The sequence below is a fragment of the Alteromonas confluentis genome (assembly GCF_001757105.1).
GTDB lineage: Bacteria > Pseudomonadota > Gammaproteobacteria > Enterobacterales > Alteromonadaceae > Alteromonas > Alteromonas confluentis.
Genome location: NZ_MDHN01000015.1, coordinates 238,733 through 263,204, shown reverse-complemented (window position 1 = coordinate 263,204; position 24,472 = coordinate 238,733). Strand labels below are relative to the sequence as shown.

General features: G+C 47.6%; 25 protein-coding genes. 9 read left to right on the top strand and 16 right to left on the bottom strand.

Annotated elements, in window-relative coordinates; all coding sequences use genetic code 11:
- Positions 1-17: 17 nt before the first annotated feature.
- The 3 genes from BFC18_RS08100 to ampD form a co-directional block, all read right to left on the bottom strand.
- Positions 18-776, bottom strand: coding sequence for a GntR family transcriptional regulator (locus tag BFC18_RS08100; protein WP_070125048.1), 759 nt, complete (start codon positions 774-776; stop codon positions 18-20).
- A gap of 380 nt (positions 777-1,156) precedes the next feature.
- Positions 1,157-2,023, bottom strand: coding sequence for a regulatory signaling modulator protein AmpE (gene ampE, locus BFC18_RS08095; protein ID WP_070125047.1), 867 nt, complete (start codon positions 2,021-2,023; stop codon positions 1,157-1,159).
- Positions 2,024-2,048: 25 nt separating this feature from the next.
- Positions 2,049-2,594 carry a 1,6-anhydro-N-acetylmuramyl-L-alanine amidase AmpD gene (gene ampD, locus BFC18_RS08090; protein WP_070125046.1) on the bottom strand — a complete coding sequence of 182 codons (546 nt, stop codon included), beginning with the start codon at positions 2,592-2,594 and terminating at the stop codon, positions 2,049-2,051.
- Positions 2,595-2,693: 99 nt separating this feature from the next.
- Between ampD and BFC18_RS08085 the strand changes: the two genes are divergently transcribed.
- The 9 genes from BFC18_RS08085 to BFC18_RS08045 all read left to right on the top strand — a co-directional run bounded on the left by BFC18_RS08085 (position 2,694) and on the right by BFC18_RS08045 (position 9,754).
- Entirely contained in the window at positions 2,694-3,200 is a 507-nt protein-coding gene (locus BFC18_RS08085) for a retropepsin-like aspartic protease family protein (protein ID WP_070125096.1), read from the top strand.
- Between the two features lie 18 nt (positions 3,201-3,218).
- Complete coding sequence (gene nadC / locus BFC18_RS08080; RefSeq protein WP_070125045.1) at positions 3,219-4,076, top strand: carboxylating nicotinate-nucleotide diphosphorylase; 858 nt, start codon at positions 3,219-3,221, stop codon at positions 4,074-4,076.
- Between the two features lie 242 nt (positions 4,077-4,318).
- Positions 4,319-4,747, top strand: coding sequence for a pilin (locus tag BFC18_RS08075; protein WP_070125044.1), 429 nt, complete (start codon positions 4,319-4,321; stop codon positions 4,745-4,747).
- 61 nt (positions 4,748-4,808) lie between these two features.
- Positions 4,809-6,017 carry a type II secretion system F family protein gene (locus BFC18_RS08070; protein ID WP_070125043.1) on the top strand — a complete coding sequence of 403 codons (1,209 nt, stop codon included), beginning with the start codon at positions 4,809-4,811 and terminating at the stop codon, positions 6,015-6,017.
- A 109-nt stretch (positions 6,018-6,126) separates the two neighbouring features.
- A complete protein-coding gene (locus tag BFC18_RS08065; protein WP_070125042.1) occupies positions 6,127-7,008 on the top strand; it encodes a prepilin peptidase in 882 nt (293 codons plus the stop codon).
- On the top strand, positions 7,005-7,622 hold the full coding sequence (coaE, locus tag BFC18_RS08060) for a dephospho-CoA kinase (RefSeq protein ID WP_070125040.1): 618 nt from the start codon (positions 7,005-7,007) through the stop codon (positions 7,620-7,622). Before BFC18_RS08065 ends, coaE begins: the two co-directional genes overlap by 4 nt.
- A 146-nt stretch (positions 7,623-7,768) precedes the next feature.
- Positions 7,769-8,521 (top strand): cell division protein ZapD, encoded by a 753-nt coding sequence (gene zapD / locus BFC18_RS08055; RefSeq protein ID WP_070125039.1) that lies wholly within the window; start codon positions 7,769-7,771, stop codon positions 8,519-8,521.
- Between the two features lie 51 nt (positions 8,522-8,572).
- Positions 8,573-8,803 carry a DNA gyrase inhibitor YacG gene (yacG, locus tag BFC18_RS08050; protein ID WP_070125038.1) on the top strand — a complete coding sequence of 77 codons (231 nt, stop codon included), beginning with the start codon at positions 8,573-8,575 and terminating at the stop codon, positions 8,801-8,803.
- 78 nt (positions 8,804-8,881) lie between these two features.
- On the top strand, positions 8,882-9,754 hold the full coding sequence (locus tag BFC18_RS08045) for an aspartoacylase (RefSeq protein ID WP_070125037.1): 873 nt from the start codon (positions 8,882-8,884) through the stop codon (positions 9,752-9,754).
- 75 nt (positions 9,755-9,829) lie between these two features.
- Here BFC18_RS08045 and BFC18_RS08040 read toward each other — a convergent pair whose 3' ends face one another.
- The 13 genes from BFC18_RS08040 to BFC18_RS07980 form a co-directional block, all read right to left on the bottom strand.
- On the bottom strand, positions 9,830-11,095 hold the full coding sequence (locus tag BFC18_RS08040; RefSeq protein WP_070125036.1) for a hypothetical protein: 1,266 nt from the start codon (positions 11,093-11,095) through the stop codon (positions 9,830-9,832).
- A gap of 45 nt (positions 11,096-11,140) precedes the next feature.
- Complete coding sequence (locus tag BFC18_RS08035; protein ID WP_070125034.1) at positions 11,141-11,788, bottom strand: HEAT repeat domain-containing protein; 648 nt, start codon at positions 11,786-11,788, stop codon at positions 11,141-11,143.
- Positions 11,789-12,334: 546 nt separating this feature from the next.
- The gene (locus tag BFC18_RS08030) at positions 12,335-13,624 is read right to left on the bottom strand and encodes a methyl-accepting chemotaxis protein (RefSeq protein ID WP_070125033.1); all 1,290 of its coding nucleotides are present in this window, start codon (positions 13,622-13,624) and stop codon (positions 12,335-12,337) included.
- Positions 13,625-13,632: 8 nt separating this feature from the next.
- The gene (locus BFC18_RS08025; RefSeq protein WP_070125032.1) at positions 13,633-13,995 is read right to left on the bottom strand and encodes a response regulator; all 363 of its coding nucleotides are present in this window, start codon (positions 13,993-13,995) and stop codon (positions 13,633-13,635) included.
- A gap of 14 nt (positions 13,996-14,009) precedes the next feature.
- Positions 14,010-14,753 (bottom strand): ParA family protein, encoded by a 744-nt coding sequence (locus tag BFC18_RS08020; protein WP_070125029.1) that lies wholly within the window; start codon positions 14,751-14,753, stop codon positions 14,010-14,012.
- A complete protein-coding gene (locus tag BFC18_RS08015; RefSeq protein WP_070125027.1) occupies positions 14,750-15,013 on the bottom strand; it encodes a hypothetical protein in 264 nt (87 codons plus the stop codon). Before BFC18_RS08015 ends, BFC18_RS08020 begins: the two co-directional genes overlap by 4 nt.
- A complete protein-coding gene (locus tag BFC18_RS08010) occupies positions 15,004-17,718 on the bottom strand; it encodes a chemotaxis protein CheA (protein ID WP_070125025.1) in 2,715 nt (904 codons plus the stop codon). Before BFC18_RS08010 ends, BFC18_RS08015 begins: the two co-directional genes overlap by 10 nt.
- 1 nt (position 17,719) lies before the next feature.
- Positions 17,720-18,088 carry a response regulator gene (locus tag BFC18_RS08005; protein ID WP_070125023.1) on the bottom strand — a complete coding sequence of 123 codons (369 nt, stop codon included), beginning with the start codon at positions 18,086-18,088 and terminating at the stop codon, positions 17,720-17,722.
- On the bottom strand, positions 18,085-18,957 hold the full coding sequence (locus tag BFC18_RS08000; protein ID WP_070125021.1) for a CheR family methyltransferase: 873 nt from the start codon (positions 18,955-18,957) through the stop codon (positions 18,085-18,087). The genes BFC18_RS08005 and BFC18_RS08000 overlap by 4 nt, the downstream gene beginning before the upstream one ends.
- The gene (locus BFC18_RS07995; RefSeq protein ID WP_070125019.1) at positions 18,954-19,583 is read right to left on the bottom strand and encodes a HEAT repeat domain-containing protein; all 630 of its coding nucleotides are present in this window, start codon (positions 19,581-19,583) and stop codon (positions 18,954-18,956) included. Before BFC18_RS07995 ends, BFC18_RS08000 begins: the two co-directional genes overlap by 4 nt.
- Before the next feature lie 9 nt (positions 19,584-19,592).
- Positions 19,593-20,648: a chemotaxis-specific protein-glutamate methyltransferase CheB gene (gene cheB, locus BFC18_RS07990; protein ID WP_070125018.1), complete on the bottom strand. Its 1,056-nt coding sequence runs from the start codon at positions 20,646-20,648 to the stop codon at positions 19,593-19,595.
- A 7-nt stretch (positions 20,649-20,655) separates the two neighbouring features.
- Positions 20,656-22,185 carry a chemotaxis protein CheW gene (locus BFC18_RS07985; RefSeq protein ID WP_070125016.1) on the bottom strand — a complete coding sequence of 510 codons (1,530 nt, stop codon included), beginning with the start codon at positions 22,183-22,185 and terminating at the stop codon, positions 20,656-20,658.
- 36 nt (positions 22,186-22,221) lie between these two features.
- Entirely contained in the window at positions 22,222-24,132 is a 1,911-nt protein-coding gene (locus BFC18_RS07980; RefSeq protein ID WP_070125014.1) for a methyl-accepting chemotaxis protein, read from the bottom strand.
- Positions 24,133-24,472 lie beyond the last annotated feature (340 nt).

Sequence of the window (24,472 nt, the reverse complement as noted above, 5' to 3'; positions counted from 1 at the left end):
TACTTTAAGGCCAGGCCTTATATCTCCAGACGTCGCAACGCTCGCTGAACGCGACTGTCGCGTTGATTGATGTCGAGGAGAGTTTTTTCAATTAGCGCCAGGTGAGCATTACATGCCTGCCGGGCCGCTTCAGGATCTCGCGCAACAATGGCGGCAAGGATAACCTTACGTTGTTGCGCGACTTCCCGGTAGACAGCCTCCTCGCCACTTTCGTGTAGAGCAAGCATGTCAAAGTTTCGTTCGATATTGTCAACCAACATGTCTTTCATGGTGCTCATAACGTGCAATAACACCATGTTGTGTGAAGCGCGGGCCATGATCATGTAGAACGCGGTTACCGCTTCGGCCATGTCACGTTTGCTTCCACCCGGTTTCAGCGCAGGTAAATTATCCAGCGCTTCCTGAAGGGCTTTATAGTCATCAGGCTGGCCCCGTAGCGCTGCGTAGTAAGCAGCCATACCTTCCAGCGCGTGACGAAACTCCAACAAATCAAATTGGGTTTCAGGACGACGACTGATAAGGGCCATAAGAGGGTCGGTAATGGCGGCATTGAGATTGCGGCTTACGAAAGTGCCACCACCTTGTTTGCGTTCAACCAGACCACGGGCTTGAAGGTTACCGATTGCTTCACGAAGTGAGGGACGGGATACATCAAACTGGATAGCCAGTTCACGTTCTGGCGGTAGCTGTTGCCCAGCCAACAGACTGCCATCAAGAATCATCGATTCGAGTTGTTCAGTAATGACATCTGATAATTTTTTCCGGCCGTCACGCATACCGTTGCGGTTCCTCGCTTACGAAATTAGACGGCCAATATGTAAACAAAGTTACATGTCACCGCCACATTGGTAATACCATTTTACCTATCTAGTTTAGGATAGATCGAAATGTAGGTAAATAGTCACTCATCGAAAGTAACTTACATTTAACCTTTTCATTGAGCTAAATATTGAAATTGTTGAAATTTTTTTACAGTCCAATCTGGTCTGATGAGTAAAATAAAGATGATTTTATGAACGGAACAGGTTGATTTAACAACCATTTTTGTGCAGGTGCAGCATAAATAAAAACGGCGTTTTCATCATGAAAACGCCGCGCTTTACACTGTAACAGTAGTAACCCGATTAGCAGGCTTCAATGGTCTACCACTGCATGGTTATGCTAACCAACCGCCTAAAGTGAGGAGTGAGGTAACAACCAGTAAAAAGATGATATTACGCTTTGCTAACCGCACGCCTGCCTGTACATGAGCGAGCGCCGCGGCTTTTGAATAGCCTAAGCTTCCCTCATCGTCTATCACTTCTGCTTCACGGGCCACAGACCAGAGCACATCAGCGGTGTCGTTAGTGGTATTTGTGAGCGTCTCAAGCCATACCCCTGCCGCTTTAGAGAAATGACCCACAATCAAATAACCCAGTGTAGTTGCGCGGGCAGGTAGCCATTCCAGAGCAAATAACAGGCGATGCGTCACTCGTGCAGCAGCATGTTGATGCTCGCGGTAATATTGATGAGCTTCTCTCACACACATATAGAATAGTGCACCCGGCGCGCCAAAGAAGATAAAGAACAATATTACAGCACCGAAATAGCGGAAATTCGCAAGCAGTAACAAACGCTGCATGCGGGTACCGTCGTCAGGGGTCGATTTTTTATCGCGTTTGCCAAGCAGTCCAAGATGTAGTTGCCTTTCATACAGATCGCACGCTTCAGCATCTTCACGATGAGCAGCCTGGATCCAGAATTTATAAATATCCCGGAAACGGGTACAACTGATCGTAATGAACAGCACGATTGTTTGCTCTATAAAGGTAAGAAAACCACCTAAAACGTAAGTTTCTAACAGTGCCAGTACAAGTGCAGGCACGAATAAGTACAACCAAATACGGCGAGAAGCCTCATCCTGTTGTGCTGAAATGTTAAATTTACGCAGACCTGCACGAACCCAAACAGCAGACTGCCAGTACTTCGTTCGAGTAACCATTCTGTCCAGCGCTAACGCGAGTAATAAACTAATCAGAATCACTTCATTATTCCCTTATTAAGGATGCTCATTTTTTACTGCCAAAAGACAGCGCCTTTCTGTATCGGCACCAATCAAAAAATTCACCGGGATCTGTCTTTCTGCCAAATGCAATATCACTATGGCCAATGATACGGCCTGCGGTAATTAACGGAAAGCTATCTATTATCTTTTGTGTGACACCGATCAGGCTTTGATACTGTGCATCGGTAAACGGTTCAGTATCACACCCTTCCATTTCTATACCAATGGCATAATCATTACATCTGCTACGCCCCTGGAACACAGAAAGACCAGCATGCCATGCCCTTTTTGTCAGCGGTACGAATTGTTCAACCTCACCGGTGCGATAGACAACGCAGTGAGCAGACACCTTAATACCCGCTAAGTCGTGGTAACTGGGATGTGCATTACAATCAATAGTGCCCGTGAACAACCTTTTTATATCCCCGGTGCCATATTGGCCTGCCGGTAGCGATATATTGTGGATCACCAGTAACGACACCTGCTCGTTGTCAGGTCGTTCGTCATAAAAAGGTGAAGGTGTAAACTGGCAATCTGCAATTAAGTCCATATAAAAAGGGTTCGATACTTATTTATAATCAAGTTTGACACCTGCGGCAGCGTTACTCAAGTGAGCAAACCTCCACTGCAGAAACAAAAAGAGGCTGAAATGAGTAGTAATCAGAGTGCTGGCAAATGGATGTATGTTCTGGCCTGGGTCTGTGGGCTGGGTTTACTGACGTTTGTATTTTCGGATTTGCTCGACAGACAGGAAAATCCCAATCGTGAGCCGGAATCCGTGCGACTGGATAACCAAACAGAAGTCCGGTTGAAGCAAAATCGAGCTGGCCATTATGTTACCAATGGGTTTATTAATGGCGAAGAAGTCACCTTTTTAGTCGATACCGGCGCTACCGATGTTGCCATCCCCGCTTACCTGCAGGAAAAACTAGGACTGACCGCCACGGGTTCCGGCATGGCACAAACGGCAAATGGTGTGGTTCGCGTGGCCCGCACAAGTATAGATACACTTCGCATTGGCGACATTGTGCTACATGATGTGCGTGCAAACCTTAATCCCGGTATGAATGATAACCAGATCCTCCTTGGAATGAGTGTTTTGAGGCAGCTTGAGTTTACTCAGCGCGGAGAATGGTTAATATTGCGTACACTTTAATATAAGCAGAGTTTCAGTATGACGACACCGACTTTGGACGACATAAGACAGCAGGTCACGCAGGCCCTGGCAGAAGACTTAGGCGGCAGCGCCGACGCCAGTCAAGACATTACCGCAAACCTGATTAGCGCCGATACCCAGGCCACCGCGACGATTATTACCCGCGAAGACTGCATTGTTTGTGGTATGGAATGGGTGAAAGCGGCTTTTTCTCTCATCGATGAAAGCATTGAAGTCAACATTCTTATCGATGACGGCCAACAAGCCAAAGCCGATGATGTGCTGGTTTCGCTGGCAGGCCCTGCGCGCGGTATCCTCACTGCAGAGCGAACGGCATTGAACTTTTTGCAAACCCTGTCTGCTACGGCGACGGTATCACATTATTATGCGTCGATACTTGCCCCCTACCCAACCAAGATTTTGGACACCCGTAAAACCTTACCTGGCCTGAGACTCGCGCAAAAGTATGCAGTGGCCTGTGGCGGGGGTAAAAACCACCGGATCGGATTGTTTGATGCCTTTCTCATTAAAGAAAACCATATCTTCGCCTGCGACTCTATTGAAAAAGCGGTGGCAACGGCGAAACAAAATCATCCAGACAAGCCTGTGGAAGTTGAAGTAGAGAACCTTCAGGAATTAAAAGAAGCACTCGAAGCCGGTGCCGACATTATTATGCTGGATAATTTTAGTAATGATCAGATCCGAAGCGCAGTCGACATTACGAAAGGGCAAAGTAAACTCGAAGTTTCTGGCAATATCACGGATGAAAGATTGCAATCTTTAGGAAAATTAGGTGTTGACTTTATATCTTCAGGGGCTTTAACCAAAAACGTAATGGCTGTGGATTTGTCGTTACGAGTGGCAATGAAAGATTAAAAACTGCTTTAAGATCAGCTAAGTGGGTACTTTAACTTTCTCCCCTAAAGGTATCCACGCTCATCCCCTTACCGCCGTACTTCCTATCCATATGTATATTTCTGAATACTTGTCAGTTGGCTTGCTCCGCCTATACTGAGCATCAAGTACCGGGGACGTTCAATAAACGACTCAGGTATAAATCGTAACTTTGAATGACCCAATTTAATTTCGCGCATTATACGCAAACCCGGAGATATACCATGACTAAATTTAACGCAAAAAACCAGAAAGGCTTTACCTTAATCGAACTGATGATCGTTGTTGCTATCATCGGTATCCTGGCTGCAGTAGCGCTGCCAGCTTATCAGACTTACACTTCTAAAGCGAAGTTCTCTGAAGTTATTCTGGCGACCTCTGGTCATAAAACAGCTATCGAAGTCTGCGCACAAGCCACTGGCGCGATTTCAAACTGTGCACCTTCAACTAACGGTGTTCCAGCTGACCTGGGCGCAAGCGGCCACTTAGCAAGCCTGGCATGGGATGAGTCTGTACCTTCACTGACTGCAACTGCAGCGGCTGCCAATGGTCTGAATAGCCAAACTTACGTTCTGACTCCAACACTGGCAAACGGCAAGATCACGTGGGCAGTAGCAGCTGCTAGTACTTGTATCGCTGACGCACTATGTTAATCGACTGATTTTCTAAAAGGCCCGAGCTCTGCTTGGGCTTTTTCATTGGAAGGGGATTGTAATGGCAAAAGTCGCAACTACCTTTGTTTGGCAAGGAAAAGATAAGCAAGGTAGCAGCCGTAAAGGCGAAATCTCGGCTCTCACTTTGTCTGAAGCCAAAAGTTTGTTGAGACGACAGGGCATATCGGCGCATAAAGTCAGTAAACAGAGCAAACCGCTGTTTGGTGGCGAGAAAAAAGTTAATGCGGCAGATATCTCTGTGGTTACCCGTCAGATTGCTACCATGTTAGGTGCTGGCGTAACCCTCATTCAGTCTTTGGATATGATTGCCCAGGGCCACGATAAGTCGTCCATGCGCAAGTTACTGTCTGAAATTGCTACTGAAGTAAAATCCGGTAATCCCCTGTCCAGTGCATTAAGAAAACACCCGCTCTATTTTGATGATCTTTATTGCGATCTGGTGAAAACCGGTGAACAGTCTGGTGCACTTGAAACCATTTTTGATCGCATTGCGGTTTATAAAGAAAAAGCCGAAGCACTCAAATCCAAAATTAAAAAAGCCATGTTCTACCCCATTGCGGTAGTCGTCGTGGCGTTTATCGTTACCACCATCCTACTGGTTTTTGTTGTTCCACAGTTCGAAGAAATATTCAGTAGTTTTGGTGCCGAACTACCAGCCTTTACCCAATTTGTCCTTGGCATTTCTAAATTTGTACAGAATTACGGCATATTTATCGGTGCTGGTATTGCCGCGGCTATCTTTCTTTTCATTCGTGCGCACAGAAAATCTCAGGCACTCAGAGATAAAGTGGATGCTGCCGTACTAAAAGCTCCTGTGGTTGGCGACATTCTGAAAAAAGCCTCGGTTGCCCGTTTTGCCCGAACCTTATCGACCACCTTTTCAGCCGGTGTTCCCTTAATCGGCGCACTGGATTCCGCCGCAGGTGCGTCGGGTAACGCTATCTACCGCGATGCGATTTTATTCATTAAGAAAGAAGTCGCTGGTGGTTTACAAATGAATACCGCCATGCGCGCAACGAACGTATTCCCTGACATGGTGACACAAATGGTCGCCATTGGTGAGGAGTCAGGTGCCGTTGATGAAATGCTGGCAAAAATTGCGTCTATTTATGAAGCTGAAGTTGATGATATGGTTGACGGACTCACCAGTCTACTGGAACCGATCATCATGGCGGTTCTGGGTGTGGTAATTGGTGGTTTGATCATCGCCATGTATCTGCCAATCTTCCAGATGGGTAGCGTGGTTTAATCGAGGCAGTGTATCGCCCCGTTAAAATATTCATTGAGGCAAGACGGCTTTTCAGGCAGTCTTGCCACAAGCCATCCGGTCTACTCTAACCCACAGAAAAGCAAGAACTATGGACGCAATCTTTACCCTGCTGCAGCAAAGCACACCACTTTTTCTTACCACTATTTTTATTTTTAGCCTGCTGGTTGGCAGTTTTCTGAATGTGGTGATTTATCGTCTTCCAATTATGATGGAACGAAGCTGGAAAGCAGAGTACCAAAGTTACTTCCACCCTGACGATGCCGCTTCGGGCGAGCAGGCACCGTTTAACCTGGTAAAGCCGGATAGCACCTGCCCTCACTGCAAACATAAAATTCGCGCCTGGGAAAACATTCCACTTATTAGTTACGCCATGCTCGGCGGCAAATGTGCCGGTTGTAAAGCGCCGATTTCTATCCGCTACCCATTGGTAGAACTCTTTACCGCGCTGGTGTGCACCTTTACTGCCTGGCACTTCGGTGCAACCGCACAGGGCTTATGGGCCGTACTTATCGTGTTTGTGTTGATCGCGCTACTCTTTATAGATTTAGACAAAATGCTGCTGCCAGACCAGCTGACTCTGCCCTTAATGTGGTTGGGACTCATTTTAAGCACCCTGAATGTGTTTGTGGGTACTACCGATGCCATTATTGGTGCTGCTGCCGGTTACTTAAGTTTATGGTCGGTTTACTGGCTATTTAAATTGCTGACCGGTAAAGAAGGCATGGGCTATGGCGACTTCAAATTACTGGCGGCGCTGGGCGCGTTCACGGGTTGGCAAGGACTACCTATCATTATTTTGCTCTCATCCGTGGTAGGTGCCGTTGCAGGCATTGCACTTATGATGGCCCAGCGCTCAGGTAAATCATTGGCGATACCATTTGGCCCCTATCTCGCGGTTGCGGGCTACCTCACGCTGCTTTATAAAGCGGAAATTATAGATGCCTATTTAGCTTGGGCATTCGGCGCATGAGTAAGCCTTTTGTTGTTGGTCTTACTGGTGGGATTGGTAGCGGTAAATCTGCGGTTAGCGATTTATTTGCACAACAGGGCATCGATATTGTGGATGCCGATGTCGTCGCCCGCCAGGTTGTCGAACCGGGAACGCCTGCGCTTCAGGCAATTATCGACCACTTCGGCGAGGCGATTGTTACCGACAGTGGTACCCTGAACAGGCCCGCTTTACGCAAACGGGTGTTCGACAACGATCTTGATAAACAGTGGCTGAATGCCCTGCTCCACCCAGCTATTCGCGCGGAAATGCAAACCCAACTTGAGGTAGCCACCAGCCCCTACGTGGTTTTTTCTGTTCCGCTGCTTATTGAAAATGGTCTCGACAGTATGGCCGATACGGTACTGGTTGTAGATTGTAGTGAAGAGACGCAACTTGCCAGGGCGACACGCCGCGATGGCAGCAATATCGAAACAATAAAAAGCATTATGGCTTCTCAAGCCTCCCGTCAGCAACGGCTGGAAAAAGCACAGTATGTCATCGACAACAATGGCGAACTTTCTGCCTTGCCCCCACAGGTAAAATCTCTGCATCAGCAATATATGCAACAATCCGCGCAAAAAAGTGCCCGCTAACCCTCCGATCCCAGCTTAAAGCTTGATATTTTTGTACTTTTGCGCTGTAGTGCAAGGGTCTGGTGATCTTCGCTGTTCGATAACGGTACACATAGACCAGTTTCTTACAACCACGCTTACCAGTTTCAACCATGCAGAGAGGGCCCATGACGACCACCATTTACGAATTTCCACTTAAAGAAAAAGTGCGGAATTACCTGCGTATCGAGCATTTGTTAGCGCAGTTGAAAACCGGTGCGTCTGTGCAAAACCCTGCATTGCAGATTTATTTCTTTGAACAGCTGTTCACCCTGATGGACTTACTTGACCGCCTGGATTTGCGTACCGATTTGGTAAAAGATCTCGACGTTCATGAGCGCAATCTGGTGCACTGGTCACAGCATCCCAACATCGATACCAACGCGCTGGAGCAATCTTTAAAGTTGATCATTCAACTAAAAGGTAAATTGAAAGAGGAACGCAAGTTCGGCACTGCACTGAAAGACGATAAATTTCTCGCCTCTATCCGTCAGCGTTTCAGCATCCCTGGCGGTACATGTAGTTTTGATTTGCCCAACCTACACTACTGGTTGAACCGACCGCAAGACGACATCCATGAATCAATAAAAAATTGGTTGTTATCGCTGAAACTGCTCGAAGAAACCGTCTCTGTATTACTTTCATTTTTGCGTGAACGAGGACAATTTAAACCCTTCGAAGCCAGCAACGGCTTTTACCAAGGCGTGGCCGATGACAAATGCGGTTTGATGCGAATTCGCTGCGACAGTAATCAAGGTTATTACCCCACTTTTAGCGGCAACAAATACCGCTACGCCATTCGTTTCATGCTGTTTGAAAGTGCCGCGGGACAATCGCCCTCGGTAGAGAACACAGTGTCTTTTGCTATGGCGTCCTGTTAAACTCCAAACACGTTTTATCCGCATTATTTTGTAGCGCAAAGGTGAATACTTGTGAAAGTGAAATGTCCTATTTGCAGTGCTGACGTGGAATGGTCGGAAAAAAGTGAACACCGCCCTTTTTGCTCAAAAAAATGTCAGCTTATCGACCTTGGCGAATGGGCGGTTGAAGACCGCTCAATCCCCGGCCCTAAACAACATTCTGATACACCTCCGGGTCTTCCGGACATTGAAGACATAGAAGCAATGCTGAGCCAGCAGCAGGACGACTTTTTCAAGCTTTGATCGCCCTGCCCTGTCCGGCTGATTTCCTGGGAAGCCGACAACGCACTTCCCTTCTACAGATGAGGTCACCAACCCATTATGCTTAATACCATTACTTTGACGGGTGGCACACACGGCAATGAAACCAGTGGCATCCAGCTTATTCGCGACTGGCTAAAATTCGGCCTGCCTTCCCGTTTTTCTTCCCTTAATGTCGATTGCTCACTGGCGAATACAGCTGCGATAGCGGCAAACGTACGTTTCTTAGATGAAGATCTAAATCGCCAGTTTACTACTGAGCGTCTTGCGGGAGACAATCCGGCACGTGAAGCGGTTCTGGCCAAGGAACTGAACCAGAAATTCGGTCCTAAAGGCAATACACGTACAGATTTCTTTATTGATATTCATAACACCACCAGCAACATGGGCGCCACTCTGATTATACTGGAAAATGATGATTTCAATGTGAAGCTGGCACGTTTCGTAAAGCAAGCCATGCCTGAAGCCAACATTCTTGTTGAAGACGAAAAAGCATTTGCTGATCACGGCTATCTTTGCACAGTGGGCAAAAAAGGGGTGATGATAGAAGTCGGCGCACAACCTCAGGGTGTGCTGCGGGAAGATGTCTATCAGTTAACGCTCACCATGGCGGAAGCCATCCTGGATTTTTGTGTGGCCTGGAACAATCAGGACGCCGCTCTGAATGAACTACCGTCTTGTGAAGCTTTCCGTCTTGGCTATGAACTCAAATTCCCCCTCGATGAAGACGGCATGCGAAAAGCCATGATCCACCACAGCATTCAGGATCAGGATTTCATCCCACTCTTGCCTGGCGCCCCCATGTTCCGCGGATTCGATGGTTCTGATTATGTGTGGGATGGAGAAAAAGAAACCTATCCTCACTTTGTGAATGAAGCGGCGTACCACAAACTCGACGTGGCATTTTCGACGTCAGATCGTATCGAGTTCTAATTTTCAGATTAAATTATAAAGGTCACCTTACCGAACAACATTGTTCTGCTTTGGCGAAGTGACCTTCGAATGATTTCAATTACGGATTAAATGCCGTCGTATTGCTTCCGCCAGTGCACACTGAATATGCGCCAGCGCGCTCACGTCTTGTTCATTTGCCAACATCAATTCTGTCAGCCATTTCTGCTTTTCAAGCAATGCCTTTGTTTCCTGTCGCCACGCAATGTGAGATTGTTCTGTTGATACTGGCGTAACCGGCTCACCATCAATCGCGTTAACCGCCATCAGTTTTGCCCGTTCTGCCTCTGCGGGTTCAGGGTTAAAAGAAAGCAGATACAAGAATCGTTCAAGTGAAGCCGGGTCAAGGGCCAATTGTTCGATCCCTGCATAAACCACTTTCAGCGGTGCGCAATCTTCATATTCACTGAAAAGTAGGCCGCTGGCGCACGCAACCTGCTGGGCATCTTCCAGCGCTAACATATCGTTGAGGTATTCCGCTTTTTCAGTAAGCAATGCCTCTCTGATGATGTGGTTACAAAAAGGAAAAAGCTGGTAAACAGACACTGTTGCCACTTCCACTTGCTCATACAGCGGCGAAAGATAGTTAACCAGTTCGTCCTCGTCGCCAATGGTGAAAATAAACATATCCAAATGACAGAGGAACACATCTTCTGGCCCCTCGATATAAGGTTTCGCTTTTATGCGCTGACCAATAAATCCTGGGCAGGCGCTGGCAACGGCGTACGGATCTTCGCCACGAAAGAAACAATCTGGATCAGGCCGATAAATTACAATTTGCAAGGGTTTATCGTGAGCAAGGGAAGTAAAAAGCGCGTCGCACAGAAGTTTGTTATGACATCCGGCCAGCCATGCGTTAAGAAAATCAGGTAATGGCTCTACATGATTTTCTGCAGCACTATCCAAATTATCGAGGCTTGCGCGGGCAGCATTTCTGACGGGTTCTAAAGCTTCATCAGCTTGCCCGCACAAAGCTTCAGCCTGCTGAAGAAAAGTGGGTTCGTCGAAATCTGGCCCGTCGCATTGCTCAAGAAACAGTTGCAGCCTATCAAATACCTGACAAAGCACATCATGGACCTCGTCGGTATAAAGTAATTCGCCGTTTTGTAGCGCTTTTAGCACCTCTGTAGCGAACTGTGTAAGCGTATTCATGACGTCGGATGACAGTAGCGCTGACAGCGTGGTAAGGGTTTCTGTATGTTTAATGACTGACGAGGAGGCTGTCAGCGATGGGTTATCAGATTCCAATGTTGACAGGCACTGTCGTGCCTGGGCGAGGTTGCGCATTGCCTGTGCAATAATGCTCGTCTTGAGTTCGCCCATGTTTACCCCTTAGCCTACATCCGCTAATCTGAAACGGATAAGACATTATTCACCTTTGATTCCCAGCAGCCAGGCTTTACTAATTAAAGACTGCCGCGTGTAAGCCACTGCAAATTGAATATAGTCGCTATAGTGGAATCGTGCTGCTACGCGATTAAGTAATGGTAGCGTTAGGCTGTTACCTGTCTCACATAGCGCCTCAATGGCCCGACCCACGACTTGCTCACTCTGATCTTCCAGCACGATACTGTGCAACCAATAGCACGCTTCATCCCGTTCACAGAACAACACCAGTTCGATGGCTAGTTTACGCACTTCAACATCATCGTGATAAAGCATAGGACTCACATAGTCGATGAGCAAAAGCGGCTGAAGTTTTACAACTTGAATAGCGGCCCGGCGCATTTGCATACTCTCTGAGTTTAGTTGCTCAAACAAAACAGCGGTAACTTCTCCACGACATATTTTTTTCCCTTGTGGAAATAATAGTTGTTTTACCGCCTCAGCATCGTCCACATCGCATTCAGGTAAACCGGCAATGGCTTCGCTCAATTGATTGAGTAAATCATCTTCCGCCCATTCTTTTACGGATTCGCAGGACTGACGAAGCTGTGTTAACAACTGCTCCAGTTCTTCGTTGACTTTCTGAAATTCGTCGTGCTTTGGTATTGCGCGTTTTGAATTCTGACTCATGAAGTCCTCCTACTACCGTAATAATGGTGAAACGTATTGCAAAAGTCTGGCAGCTCTCCAAAACCCGGAAGAGAAGCTGCCAGCCTTTGCACGACTTAAGCATGAGCCACTTTGGGCGGAAATAATGTATTAATTGAGATAACATTGTATGAAATGCATTCTGGTTTTATTTCGCAAAACTACCGCTTACCTTGCCAGCACAAAACAGTCACAAATGTCACCAATTACACATCTGCAGTAAAAATAGACACTTATCGCTGGGTTTTTTGCCCGTAGAATATCCGGTGATATGTCAATTAACCTTTAGAGAATGCGAAATATTCATCACACTTTTTTGCTAGTTGAAGGGGTGACAAAGGTGAGTTTATAAAAGGAAACGGTCGCTTGATGTAGAAGTCCATGCTACTGCGAGTAGCGGCTCGTTGAGATGCCAACAGTGCAATGGTAATAAAGACGAGAGTGTGGCTGATTGAAACAGCGACCGGCATGCAGCACGGTCGCATTGTTTGTCTGAATATTGCCTAGATAAAAAGCGTAGTGTCTGGATTAGAAGAGTTCTATTTTTGGCTCACGGGTCTCTTCAACGACCTCGCGCTTTTCACCATCAGAATTCGCCAAGTCAAAATGTATACGACGCTGATCTTCCATCACATACTTTTCAAACATTTCAGCGGTACTCAGGTTGAACGAGTCATCAAAGGCTTTGCGTCCATCGATGTACTCTGAAAACTGTCCGAAAAGACTCACCAGGGCCTCGTGTTCCAGTTTTACGTTTTCAGCTCGCTGCCGGATAATGTCCTGAAACTGAATCTTTCCTATCGCCCCACTCACTTTACCTGCAATATCTTTCGCCACACCACTAAAGCAACTCAGCATACGTGGGCTAAACTCTTCCAACCTACGATAATGATCTGTCATATTGGCCAAAGAACCGGAGAATGAAGTCAAAAGATCGCAGGTTTCCTGGCTCTGATTGGTAGATAATAACTTTTCACCATGCACCCTGGCAGTTTCCATCGCTGAGCGAATGCCTGTTTCAATTTTCTCTGCGGCTTCAGAAGATTGTGAAGACAAGGTTCTTACCTGTTCTGCCACCACGGCGAACCCGCGACCATAGTCACCGGCTCGGGCAGCTTCAATAGCTGCATTGAGTGCAAGCAAGTTTGTTTGGAAAGCGATATTTTTTACAAGCTCAGTCAGCTCTTTCAGTTTATCAATTTCACCGAGCACTTCCTGAATCGCCGCAGTATGTGCCTTGTCGTGCTCTTGCTGGCTGTGTATTAGCTGGGTAATTTCTTCTAGCCGCTGGTTCGCATCTTCAAGTTCTGCAGCACTTTCCTCTTTGAACGAGGCCGTATTGCGCTGAGACATTTCGATACTGTCGATGCCGTTGTGAATTACTTCTTCAATCTGATACAACGCACTCATCAGGTCGACAGAAGCCTCTTCCGTGATATTGGAAATACCATCGATCTGACCGCCTAAGATTGCAGCATATTCATCCACCTGTTTATGGGTGGTGTGCAACTGCGCAGACGTCATATCGAGGTAATCATTTGCTTCTGCAAGCGCCTGTTCAAGTTCGGCATTATTAGAATTTTCACTGGTAAGTAATTGCTTACCAATCCAGAAAGCACTGGTTACGAGACTACAAACAACAGCAACACCTACTGAGAATTGCGCGCTGGTGAACACGTTTACCGCCACCACACCAGACAACGCAAATACGGCTCCCAGTACTGAGAGTAATACTGCTTGCACAGTTGGGTTATTGAGTCGCTGTGAACGACGTAACCGCGCAATTACTTCAAGCCCTGTTTCTCGCAAATTAATCATAAAGCCTCCTACGGCACCAATTGTTTTACAACGGCTATCAATTGATCAGGTTCGACCGGTTTTACCAGCCATCCAGTGGCGCCAGCGCGTTTGGCTTCCTCACGCTTAGTTTGTTGAGATTCAGTGGTTAACATAAGAATAGGCGTGAACCGAAACTTGCTGTTTTTCTTAATCTCTTTGATTAACTCAATGCCATTCATACCTGGCATGTTTAAATCTGTGATAATTAATTTAGGTGTAGCAGTCTGTAACATTGTGAGTGCGACTTCGGCGTTCTCAGACTTAATAACATCATAGCCCGCACGTTTAAGTAGCATTTCCATACTCATCAGCATAGTGGCTGAATCGTCTACCAAATGGATGGTCTTCATTGATCACCTCTTTTCTATGAGAATAGTCTGTCACAAAGGCAACGGTAGTCTTCTGCCCCGGCGGATAGCGGTGCATATTCAAACACCGGCAAATGCACCGCAAATGCCTCTGCCACTTTAACGTTGCGGCGTATTGCAGGAAGAATTCTCCCCGCACCGAATTTTTGTTGCCAAAGCCCCAGCGTCTGCCGGTGAATTCGCAATTTGCCGTCAACCATCACAGGTAAAATATCGATGGTTGTGGCTCTGAAATGTTTATTTTGAATCGCCTTCATGCAAGCGTTCAGTAGCTTGTTCACGCCATCTGATGCCAGTGGCGTAGGTTCAGCCGGTATGACAATTTTGTTTGCCCCCGCCAGAGCTGAAAGTAAGCGCGGGCCAAGGGTCGGCGGTGTATCCACCAGAATAATATCGAACTGATTTGTGCTACTGATGGCGTCGAACATAGAACTGAATCTGTCGAGTTTGTAGGCTGACTCATCAAATGCACTATTGGTATGGGCTAAAACGAGTTGAATGTTATCGCTGTAACAGAAAACGCCTTTGAATTCTTCGAAGCTACTTAGCCAATCTGGCATGGTTAATTGGTTGCTCTGGGCATCGCCCGCACTGAAACCAAATTCAACATGGCCCTGATTATCCAAATCGATGACCAGCACCCTCGCGCCACGCTCACTTAATGCATAGGCCAGGTTCACCACGGTGGTGGTTTTCGCTGTGCCGCCTTTTCGATTCGCAACTACCAACACATCACTCATGGGTTCGTCTCTTCATCGTACAATTTGCTATCAATGGCCACTTTTAACCAGTGCCAGTCCTGATCATCTGCAGGCCACACCGAAACCGATATGCCATGCTTAATCATCACCTGATAAATCGCAGTATGTGCGTGGGTCAGACTTTTCAGATTGAGTTGTCGTTTAGGATTTTCCGCTAACCAGGCATCGAGTTCTTCTGCAAGATCCACCTCACAGTTTCCGTCCAGAACAGCAACTTTTTGTTTGTAGATTATCGGCATGACAGTAACTCCGGTACATTAACGATTAGCAAAACACGTCCGTCGCCAAGTAAAGCAGTACCGCTGAAGTGGGAGTAACCAGCCATCACACCTTCCAGAGGCTTCTGAATTACATCAATACCTTCATGAAACTTATCGATAACTAACCCCATATCACCATTTCCGGTATTTACTACAAGGATAGACTGCTCTTCGACATTTTGCGTTTGTAATTCGAAACCTAAATATTCGCGCAGGTCGTGAAGGGGGACCAACTTGTCCCGGATAACCAGAACCTGATGATTTTTGATTTGCTGAATTTCATCAGGACGCACTTTCACCGTTTCCACAACGCTGTCCATACTTACACCGAACATTTGCTCATTCACTTCGAACATCATGACCCGGTTCACAGACATGGTTTGCGGCAACACCAGACGAAACTGTGTGCCCTTGCCCACTTCAGACTGCATTTCGATATGACCGCCGGCCTGCGTCACCATGGTTTTAACGGCATCCATACCCACGCCACGACCCGATAAATCTGAAACTTGCTCGGAGGTAGAGAAACCGGGCGCAAAAATGAGCTGCAGGGCTTCTTCATCGTTAATCGATTCGAGTTGCGATTCAGTAATAACGCCTTTCTGGTAGGCCAGCATTTTTATTTTTGCCGGGTCGATCCCTTTACCATCATCGCGGATCTCAATAACGACGTTATCGTCTTGTGGCGTTGCAATTAGCTGTATACAGCCAGATTCATTTTTGCCTGCTGCGAGCCTGTCGGCGGGCGCCTCAATACCGTGGTCAATGCTGTTTCTCAACAAGTGAATGAGCGGTTCCGACAGCGATTCGATGAGATTTTTATCGAACTCGGTATCTTCCCCCTGCATTTCCAGCTCGATTTTCTTATTCAGCTTGCGGGCTAAATCTCTCACCAAACGAGGATATCGTTGGAACACATGCGATACCGGAACCATGCGAATCTGTAGAACCGCACTTTGTAGTTCTTCGGTTAGACGATTCACAATAGTGAAATGGGATTTAATTTGTTTGCTTAGCTTACGACTGCCGCCATCTTCCTCAGCTTGTCTTGCCAAATAAGGTAACGAGTTTTTTGCTACCGTCAGTTCGCCCACCAGATCCATCAGGTAATCAATTTTTTCCTGATTCACTTTTAATGTGCGAGGTACCTGACGCTCTGCAGGCTTCGCCGACGTTTCACTGACAGGTTCAGGTTTAGCCTCTGCCGGCTCAGCCTGCGTCGCTTCAGCGACAGGTTTATTCGCACTGGCACTGACATCATCAATGGCCGCAGCCTGTTCGCTGGCCACGGGCGCTTCTGTATCGGCAACAGCAGGCGCTTGAATGTCGGTTGCATCTGGCGCTTCCTGACTGTCGTTCTGCTCGCCCTCACTGGCGATGACGCGCAAGAGATCTTCCGGGGTTCTGTCGACAATATCAAGGTTGAGGATACGGCTCACAATCAAGTTTATCGATGCCAACGCTCCCTGATTTCCTCGACCATCGATCAGCCTAATTAATACCGTTTCCTGCTGCTTAAGCATGGCCAGAGCATTTTCAGACAGCCCTTCACTTTCTGCAGGCTGCGTGGGGGCAGCTTCAGCAATGGATTCCTCGCTAACGTCATCAGCAACCGGCGTTTCTTCGGTCTGTGCAGTGTCAGGCGTTGCAAACAAGCACTGACAGAATGCGCTGAGCATTGCTGGGTTTTCAGTGAGCCGCTCGATACCCGCGCAGAATTGCCATACCGCTGAATCAGGATTCGTGGATGCACAAACAAAATTACAGATCCTGGCGATTTGTTCAGGCCCTTCATTTTCTAATGCCTGCGCCAGTGTCTCTACTTCTTCTTCATTCAGAATTTGGCTTATTAGTGGCGCACATTGCTGATACACCTGCTCGGCACTGATTTGGGTATGCTCATACTGCCCTTCATAATAAGCAAAGTGTGACGACAGCGAATCCCAGTCGGCACTACTTAGCAGCAGGATATCCAGATGACACAGGAAGACATCTTCAGGGCCTTCAACGTGCGATTTACGCGTGATGGTATGGGTAATAAACCCCGGTGTCGCCAGACTGACATTGAATGGGTCTTCTCCACGGAAAAAACAGTCCGCATCCGGCGTGTAATGAAAATAATGTAGCCTGGTAGATTCCTGCGATTTAAAAAACAGTGTAAGCCGGGCCGTATCCGACATTGATGACAACCAGTTGGCGGCAGTTTCCGGTAACGCGGCGACTGGCGCTGCGATGCCCGCAGGAGCTTCAACAGCATTCTCCACAGGCTGAGTAGCCTCATTGCCAGAAGGGGCGTCTGTGGTGTTCATAAAGTTTCTTAACCGACCGGCCAACTCAGCAGATACGCCCTCCCATTGGGAGAGTTGATGTGTACCGGCCTCGAGTTCGTCAAAGAAAGTACTGATTTGATCGAAACTTTCGAGTAATACATCACCTAATTCATCGGAGAACGGGATCTCCGAGGCACGCAAACAGTCGAGCAAATCTTCAGAAGCATGGGCTAAGCGTGTCAGAGGTTTAATATCGAATAAATCAGACGAACCTTTGATCGTGTGAATATCACGAAAAATCGTATCAACAGCCTTCGCATCGTACCCGTTGGTTTGCAACGTGATCAGTTCCTGACTGGCCGACTCCAGGTTTTCCCGGGACTCTCCGATAAACGTATCTAACAGCTCGCTCATACTATTCTTCTCCCAGCATCAGAGACACCATGTCATTTAACGTGGTGCCGTCTACCGGCTTTGTCATGTAAAAATTAGCCCCGCAATCAAACGCTTTGGTGGCATCACCAGCCTGCGACTCCGTACTGATCATGATAATCGGTACCTGATTGAGCGCGTCGTCACGACGGATTTCCTGACAGAGTCTGTAGCCATCCATTTTGGGCATGTTCACGTCTACCATAAACAGATCGATTTGCTTACCCATGGCTTTTTCGAGCGCTTCGACGCCGTTTTCAGCTTCTTCTACCTGACGTTGTGCACTGGCAACAATCATTCTGTGGTAAGTTCTGACGGTGTTTGCATCATCCACTATCATGATAGTTTTCATCTGAACGCTCCCTCATTAGTGGGCTTTTGATAAACGATAACATCGCCAAATTTTTTCACTTTAAACAGCGAGCAAATGCGGCTCATTGATTCACTGTGACCTAAGAAAATATAGCCACCGGGCTTTAATGCGTCATACAGCACCTGTGCTGCTCTGCGTCGCGAATCATCATCAAAATAGATCAGCAGGTTGCGGCAATAAATCAGGTCGAATGAGCGGAAGCGGCCAGGTACTTCTGCACCGAGAATATTTGCCAGGCAAAGAGTGACCGAGTCTTTAATGTCACTGCAAAGATGGAACTCGTTACCATGCTGGGTAAAATAGCGCTGACGCATGGTGAGAGGGATATTCTGCACTGAACGCTTAGAGTAGATGCCTCGCTTAGCATGCTCTAAAACGCTGGTATCGATATCCGATGACACAATTTCGACATCGCGATGTTCCAAACCTTTCCAGTACTCCAGTAAGTAGATGGCAATAGAATACGGTTCTTCACCCGTACTTGAGGGTACTGACCATATCCTTAAATCTTCGCCAGCCGGGCGCATATCATCCAGTTCGTCCATCAAATGGCGGCACATGGTTTCAAACTGATAATCTTCGCGGAAAAAATAGGTTTCGTTCACCGTCATCGCGTTGACTAAGCTTTGCAGTTCGTCCCCTGATGCCTGAAAACGCATAAATGTGAAGTAGCTTTTAAACAGCGTATGACCCGTTTGTTTCATACGCTCTTTTAAGCGTTTATCGACGAAGTAACGTTTTGAATCTTCGAAATAAATACCGGTTTTCCGGTAAAACATCGAACGAAAACGGTCGAAATCGGCGTCAGATATTTCCCCAGCCGCCGCTGCGGCTCCAATGCTGGTCATATTTCGTCTCCTGCAACGGCATGACGAACACATTGGATCGCAAACTGGATATAGGCTTCGTTCGAAAAGCGCGCCGAGACCTTTTCAAGCACATCGAGGGTTTCGCTGTTACCAATTTCTGAAAGCTTGTCGATTGCGGTGCCGACCACGTTGATGTTTTTGTCGTTCAACACAACGTCGTGTAACCATAACGCGGCATCTGGATGACGAATCGCGCCAATGACGTCCACAGCAAAAATGCGTACATCACTGTCTTCGTCATTCAACAGCTCATTCACATGGCTGGCAAATAACACAGGTTTGTTTTGCAGCAACTCTATGGCGCCATTGCGAACCTGCGCATCTTCAGACTTCAGCTTAATCAAGACCTCACCGGCAACCTCTTCGTCACACATGTCTTCGATTGCACTGAATAACGCTTCGAGTACCATAGGCTCATGCTCAACATCGATGCGATCCAGTAAAGCCCTGCGCGCCTCAAGATTGTTTGAAAGATCACGGGCGGCCCAGCGCCGTACATCAGCAGCTTCGTTTTGCAGATCGTCAATAAGAGACGTGAGATCTCTGCTGCTTTGACGGCGATCTGCCTGAGCGGCAGATTCACCTCGGCTTTTTCTGAGTCCCATGGCGTACTCCTATTGCTTACACAAATGATTAATACGTTGCGCGATGGCGTGACTGTCAAGTACATGACTGGCGCACCCCGCCTGAATAAGTTCTTTCGGCATACCAAATACGGTTGCAGTTGCCTCACTCTCTGCAATGGTCACAGCGCCTCTGCTGTAGGCCTTAGACATGGCAGCCACGCCATCGCACCCCATGCCGGTAAGCTGTACGCACAGCATGTTTTTGGCGTCGAAACAGCCCAGGGCCGACTCCACCATGCGATCCACGCTGGGATGCCAGAGAAAATTCGGACTGGCCGGGATGGGTCTGACAAACACCGTGTTCTGGTTTTTAACGAACGACAGGTCTGCATCCCCTTTTGCGATATATACTTTGCCGGTTTCTAATGGCATACGGCTGCTGACTTCCACCACTTCAAGAGGGCATAAATCATTCAACCTTTTCGCCAGTGCAGCAGTAAACGCTTTTGGCATATGCTGTGCCACAACTACCGGGCAGGGAAAGCTGGCCGGCAACTGAGACAAAATCTGCTCAAGTTTGCGTGGTCCACCGGTGGATACACCAATCATCACCACCTGAACCTTGCCGCTTTTTACCGGCGCTGCCGTTGCTTTTACCGCTGCCGTTTGCTGTGGCGTGTGCACGGGCTTTGACGGTGCAGCCGTTCGCCGAACATTTGCAGTAAGCGCTTCTATTTTGCAAATCAGCTCATCTTCAATGTCACTAATATCCGCGCTTACTGTTCCACCGGGCTTTAAGATAAAGTCTGCCGCTCCCAGCGCCAGCGCTTCCAGTGTCACTAATGCACCTTTCTGCGTTAACGATGACAGCATCAGCACCGGACACTGATGAAACTTTCTTAGCAGGCTGAGACAGGTCAAACCATCCATCACCGGCATGTTGATATCTAGAGTAATCACATCAGGTTTAAAAGCCGCTGATTTCATCAGTGCTTCCTCGCCATCGCGGGCTGAGTCAACCTGATAGCCCCGTGCAGTGAAAACCTGTGTGAACAGTTTCCGCATCAAGGCAGAGTCATCTACCACTAATACTTTGACTGCCATCTTCCCGTTAACCTCCGTTTACTTTTGCAATATCGTTGTCGTTCAGCAGTACCGACGGCTCGATGAGCTGAATGATGCGTTGCTCTTTATTGAGCTTGATAAGCTTGTTTAACAGCTCGGTTTGCTCATCAGACAGTGAAGGCGCATCTTCGATAGAATCGGTAATGACAGTTTTAACTTCTGCCACGCCGTCCACAATAAAGCCGGTTTTTTGCTTATTGCGGGTTAGCACCACAATGCGCTGGCGGTCAGTGGCTTCCGCTTTGGGTAATCCCAATCGCGTGCGTAAATCAATCACAGGCAGTACCGTGCCGCGCAGATTGACAATGCCTTGCAGATAGTCCGGTGTATTGGGCACACTTTCCAACTTGTCGGGAATGCGTGTTATTTCCTGGGTATCTTCGATGCTGACCCCGTACTCTTGTCCTGCAATGGAGAAGATCACGTATTGAGCATAATCTTCTTCGGTCAGCACCCCTTCGTCCTGATTAGCCATATCAGAAACCTCATCTTGTAAATCAACCTGGCTCAGCGCCTGGCTTAGCGAGCGTTGGAAAACGCTGTGCAAGTTAACGATAGAAATGAGCCGCTTGGTGCCTTCCACACGGTACACTGCTTCCAGCGCACCATCGGTATATCCGTCGTTACACATAGACGGAACAGGCTCCAGCGCCGACGGTGATATACTCACCACATTGCTGACTTTTGCTACCACAAAGCCCACAGCAGACTGGCTGCTGTCGCTGCAGTTAACAATGATGATGCGAGTAGCATCGTTCATTTCGCAGGGCTGCATGCCAAGGTTCATGGCCAGATCGACGATGGGAATAATTCTTCCCCGCAGATTTACCAGACCAAGTACCGAAGGATTACTGTCGGGTAAGGCAGATATGTCGTCGGGAACGCGCACAATCTCACCCACATCATGGAGATAAAAAGCAAATTCTTGTCCGGCTATGGAAAAACAAACCAGTTGTTGCAAATCATCTTCGGCTTCGCTGTTGTTGTCTTGCGAACCGGTACGGTTTTGCTGCAGTTGCAGGCCAGAACCGTCTTTTTTATGGCTAACGGTTAACTGTGACTGCACCAGGTTTTCAACATTGAGGATCTGCTCCAGCGGTTCGTTCTTTTGCTTAATTAACCCTTGCAGGTAATCATAAGAAATTGACGAATCGCCTTGTTTGTCATTAACCACGGTGTCTTTCGGTACACTGTAAACACGGTTTACTTTGTCGACCAGAAAGCCCGTCATACCGAGTGTTGACTCCACAACGACAACACGGGATGTTTCAGTTTGTTCCGCTGAACACGACAACAAAATAGCCCGTAAATCGTAAACCGGCAGTACGTTACCCCGCAGGTTTGCCAGTCCCATCATCTGGTGGGGCCCCAGCGGAACCCCAACCATCACGGGTACACGTATAATTTCGCCAACAGACTGCATCGGAAATGCAAATTTCTCTTTTCCAATCTGGAAAGAAACAAACTGCAGCTCGGTGTCTGTCGCGGTAATTTCCTGAGTTTCCATTTCTTGCATGGTCTCACCTCACCTTTAACTCTGAATCAACCGGCTTTAGCTGTTTTGCATTTCATCAGCGACAGAGGAGATTTCCTCAATAGAGCGGGCCAGGATTTCTACACCTTTGGTCTGCTGCTCTGCGGCAGACAATGCCTGCTGACAGTTACTGCTGGCCTGTTCATTCGCTGCGGCAATTTGCTCCAGGCCCTTCTGCGCCTGGGCTACAGCGGCTGCAATTTCTTCACCGGCTTGCTGCATTTCCTTGTTGTAAGAAAGCACTTCTGCTATATCGGTTGCTATACCGGCGATGTCTTCAGTGGTTTGCTTCGCTTTTTGCACTTCACGGTAGGCACTTTCTGCCACGTTGGTCAGGTCAGTTTTTACATTTTGTGTCTGATCCTGGATGGCTTTGATGAGATCTTTGATTTGTTCAACATTCTCAGCGGCCTCATCGGCAAGGCTTTGAATATCGGCAGACACCACGGCAAAACCTTTTCCATATTCACCCGCCCGGGCTGCTTCCACAGCACCGTTAACGGCAAGCATGCTGGTTTTCACTGACACGGTGGTGATGGTATCGATAACTTTGTCGATAGTGCGGGTCATTGATTCCATATCAGTAATGGCTGATACGTTCAATTTGCTGGTTTCCAGTGCGGTATTGATGCCTTCCACCATTTCTTCAATAAGTGCGCGGTTCTCTTTCAGCAGTTCTGTTATCGCCCCGCCACGGGTAAGCGCGTTTTCAGACTGAGCAGAGGCTTCCGCCACACCATCGCGGAGGGTGTCGATATTACTCACCGCCTGATCAACCGCTGATGCTGCCTGTTGCGCACCGTTGTTAATCTGATTCAGAGCCGTGGATATTTCTGTGGTTGAGCGGCTGATTTCCTCCATGCTTGCAGATAACTCTTCTGCCGAGGACGCAACTTCTTCCGCGCTTTTATTGATGTCGGTGCTGTTTTTCAGCTCTTCAGTAATAATTTCCAGAGACTGGGCAGCCTGCTCAGCTTGTGACAGAGCGCTACTTTGCTCTGAAATGTTACTGGACACTTCCTGGGCAGCAGAAGACTGTTCGTCAGCAGCACAGGAAATGGCTTCAGACCCTGCCTGGATTTCTTTAGCGGCATTATCCATTTCGCGGATTTTGGTCTGCAGTGATTCAGAGCCGTTAGCAATGATCTGCATATCTTCTTTGATTTTGGTCAGTTGACTGGTTACCGCTTCGCCTTTTGTCACTTCTTCCAACGCGGCTTGCGATGATTGTTTTACTGCGTCAGAAACCTGATTTGACTGCTGCTGAATTTGCTCGATTTGCATGGCGATGTCGGCAGCGCTCTTGTCCGATACTTCAGCCAGAGCACGCACCGTATCAGCCACTACTGCAAAGCCTTTACCGTGCTTACCGGCGCGTCCGGCTTCGATTGCTGCATTTAGTGCAAGTAAGTTGGTCTGGTCGGCAATGCGGGTTACCTGCTTAACAGCCTCACCAATATTAGACGCTTGCTGTTCCAATTCGCTCATCATGACTACAGAGCGTGACTGATGTTCAGAAGCTGTTTTTACACTATCCATCATATTGCCGAGGTTGCCCATTACACGGTCTACGAAGGTCTGTAACAAATTGGTTTTGTCCAGCGTCAGGCCGGATAAGGTAAGCTGAGATTTAAGTGATGAAGAAATCTGAGTAATCGCCGCCAGACTTTCCTGACTCGCACTGCTGGACTCCTCAGCACCGGCAGCAATTTCATTGATGGCAGTACCCAACTGATCGGTCGCGCTGGCAGACTGACTGATGCCACTGGCCAGTTCAGCCGTCGCAGTCGCTACCCGTTCGGCAGCTTGTTGTTGTCTGGCGAGCGTGCGGGCTTTTTTTCGCTGCTCTTCTGCTTCTCTGCGTAGTTTCGCGTCAACTCTTACGGCTGGTGTGGCCGGGCTGGCCTCAGTGCTTTTTTTCAGTGCCATGGAAAACCTCGGAATTTACTATGAATGAACGATTGCTTAACAGCGCGTTTAGTAAAGGTTTAGAGCATCAGAAAAATATTTAGGTATAAAACAGAATACGCAGGTATAGGCGGGAATCTATAGCGTGCATGACGACACAAGGAAGGCACCTTTGTCATCTTATGCATAAATGTCACCAATAGGAGATTTGGCAAGTTATGTCAGTTACTTATCTTACGTTATAAAGCAAATTATGGTTGCTAAACGCTGTCAATCTAGTCTTTTGGCGTAGCGTTACAAAAAAGACCTAACTTTTTTACTATTTATTTCAACATTACATAGATGTAATGAAATTTATTAC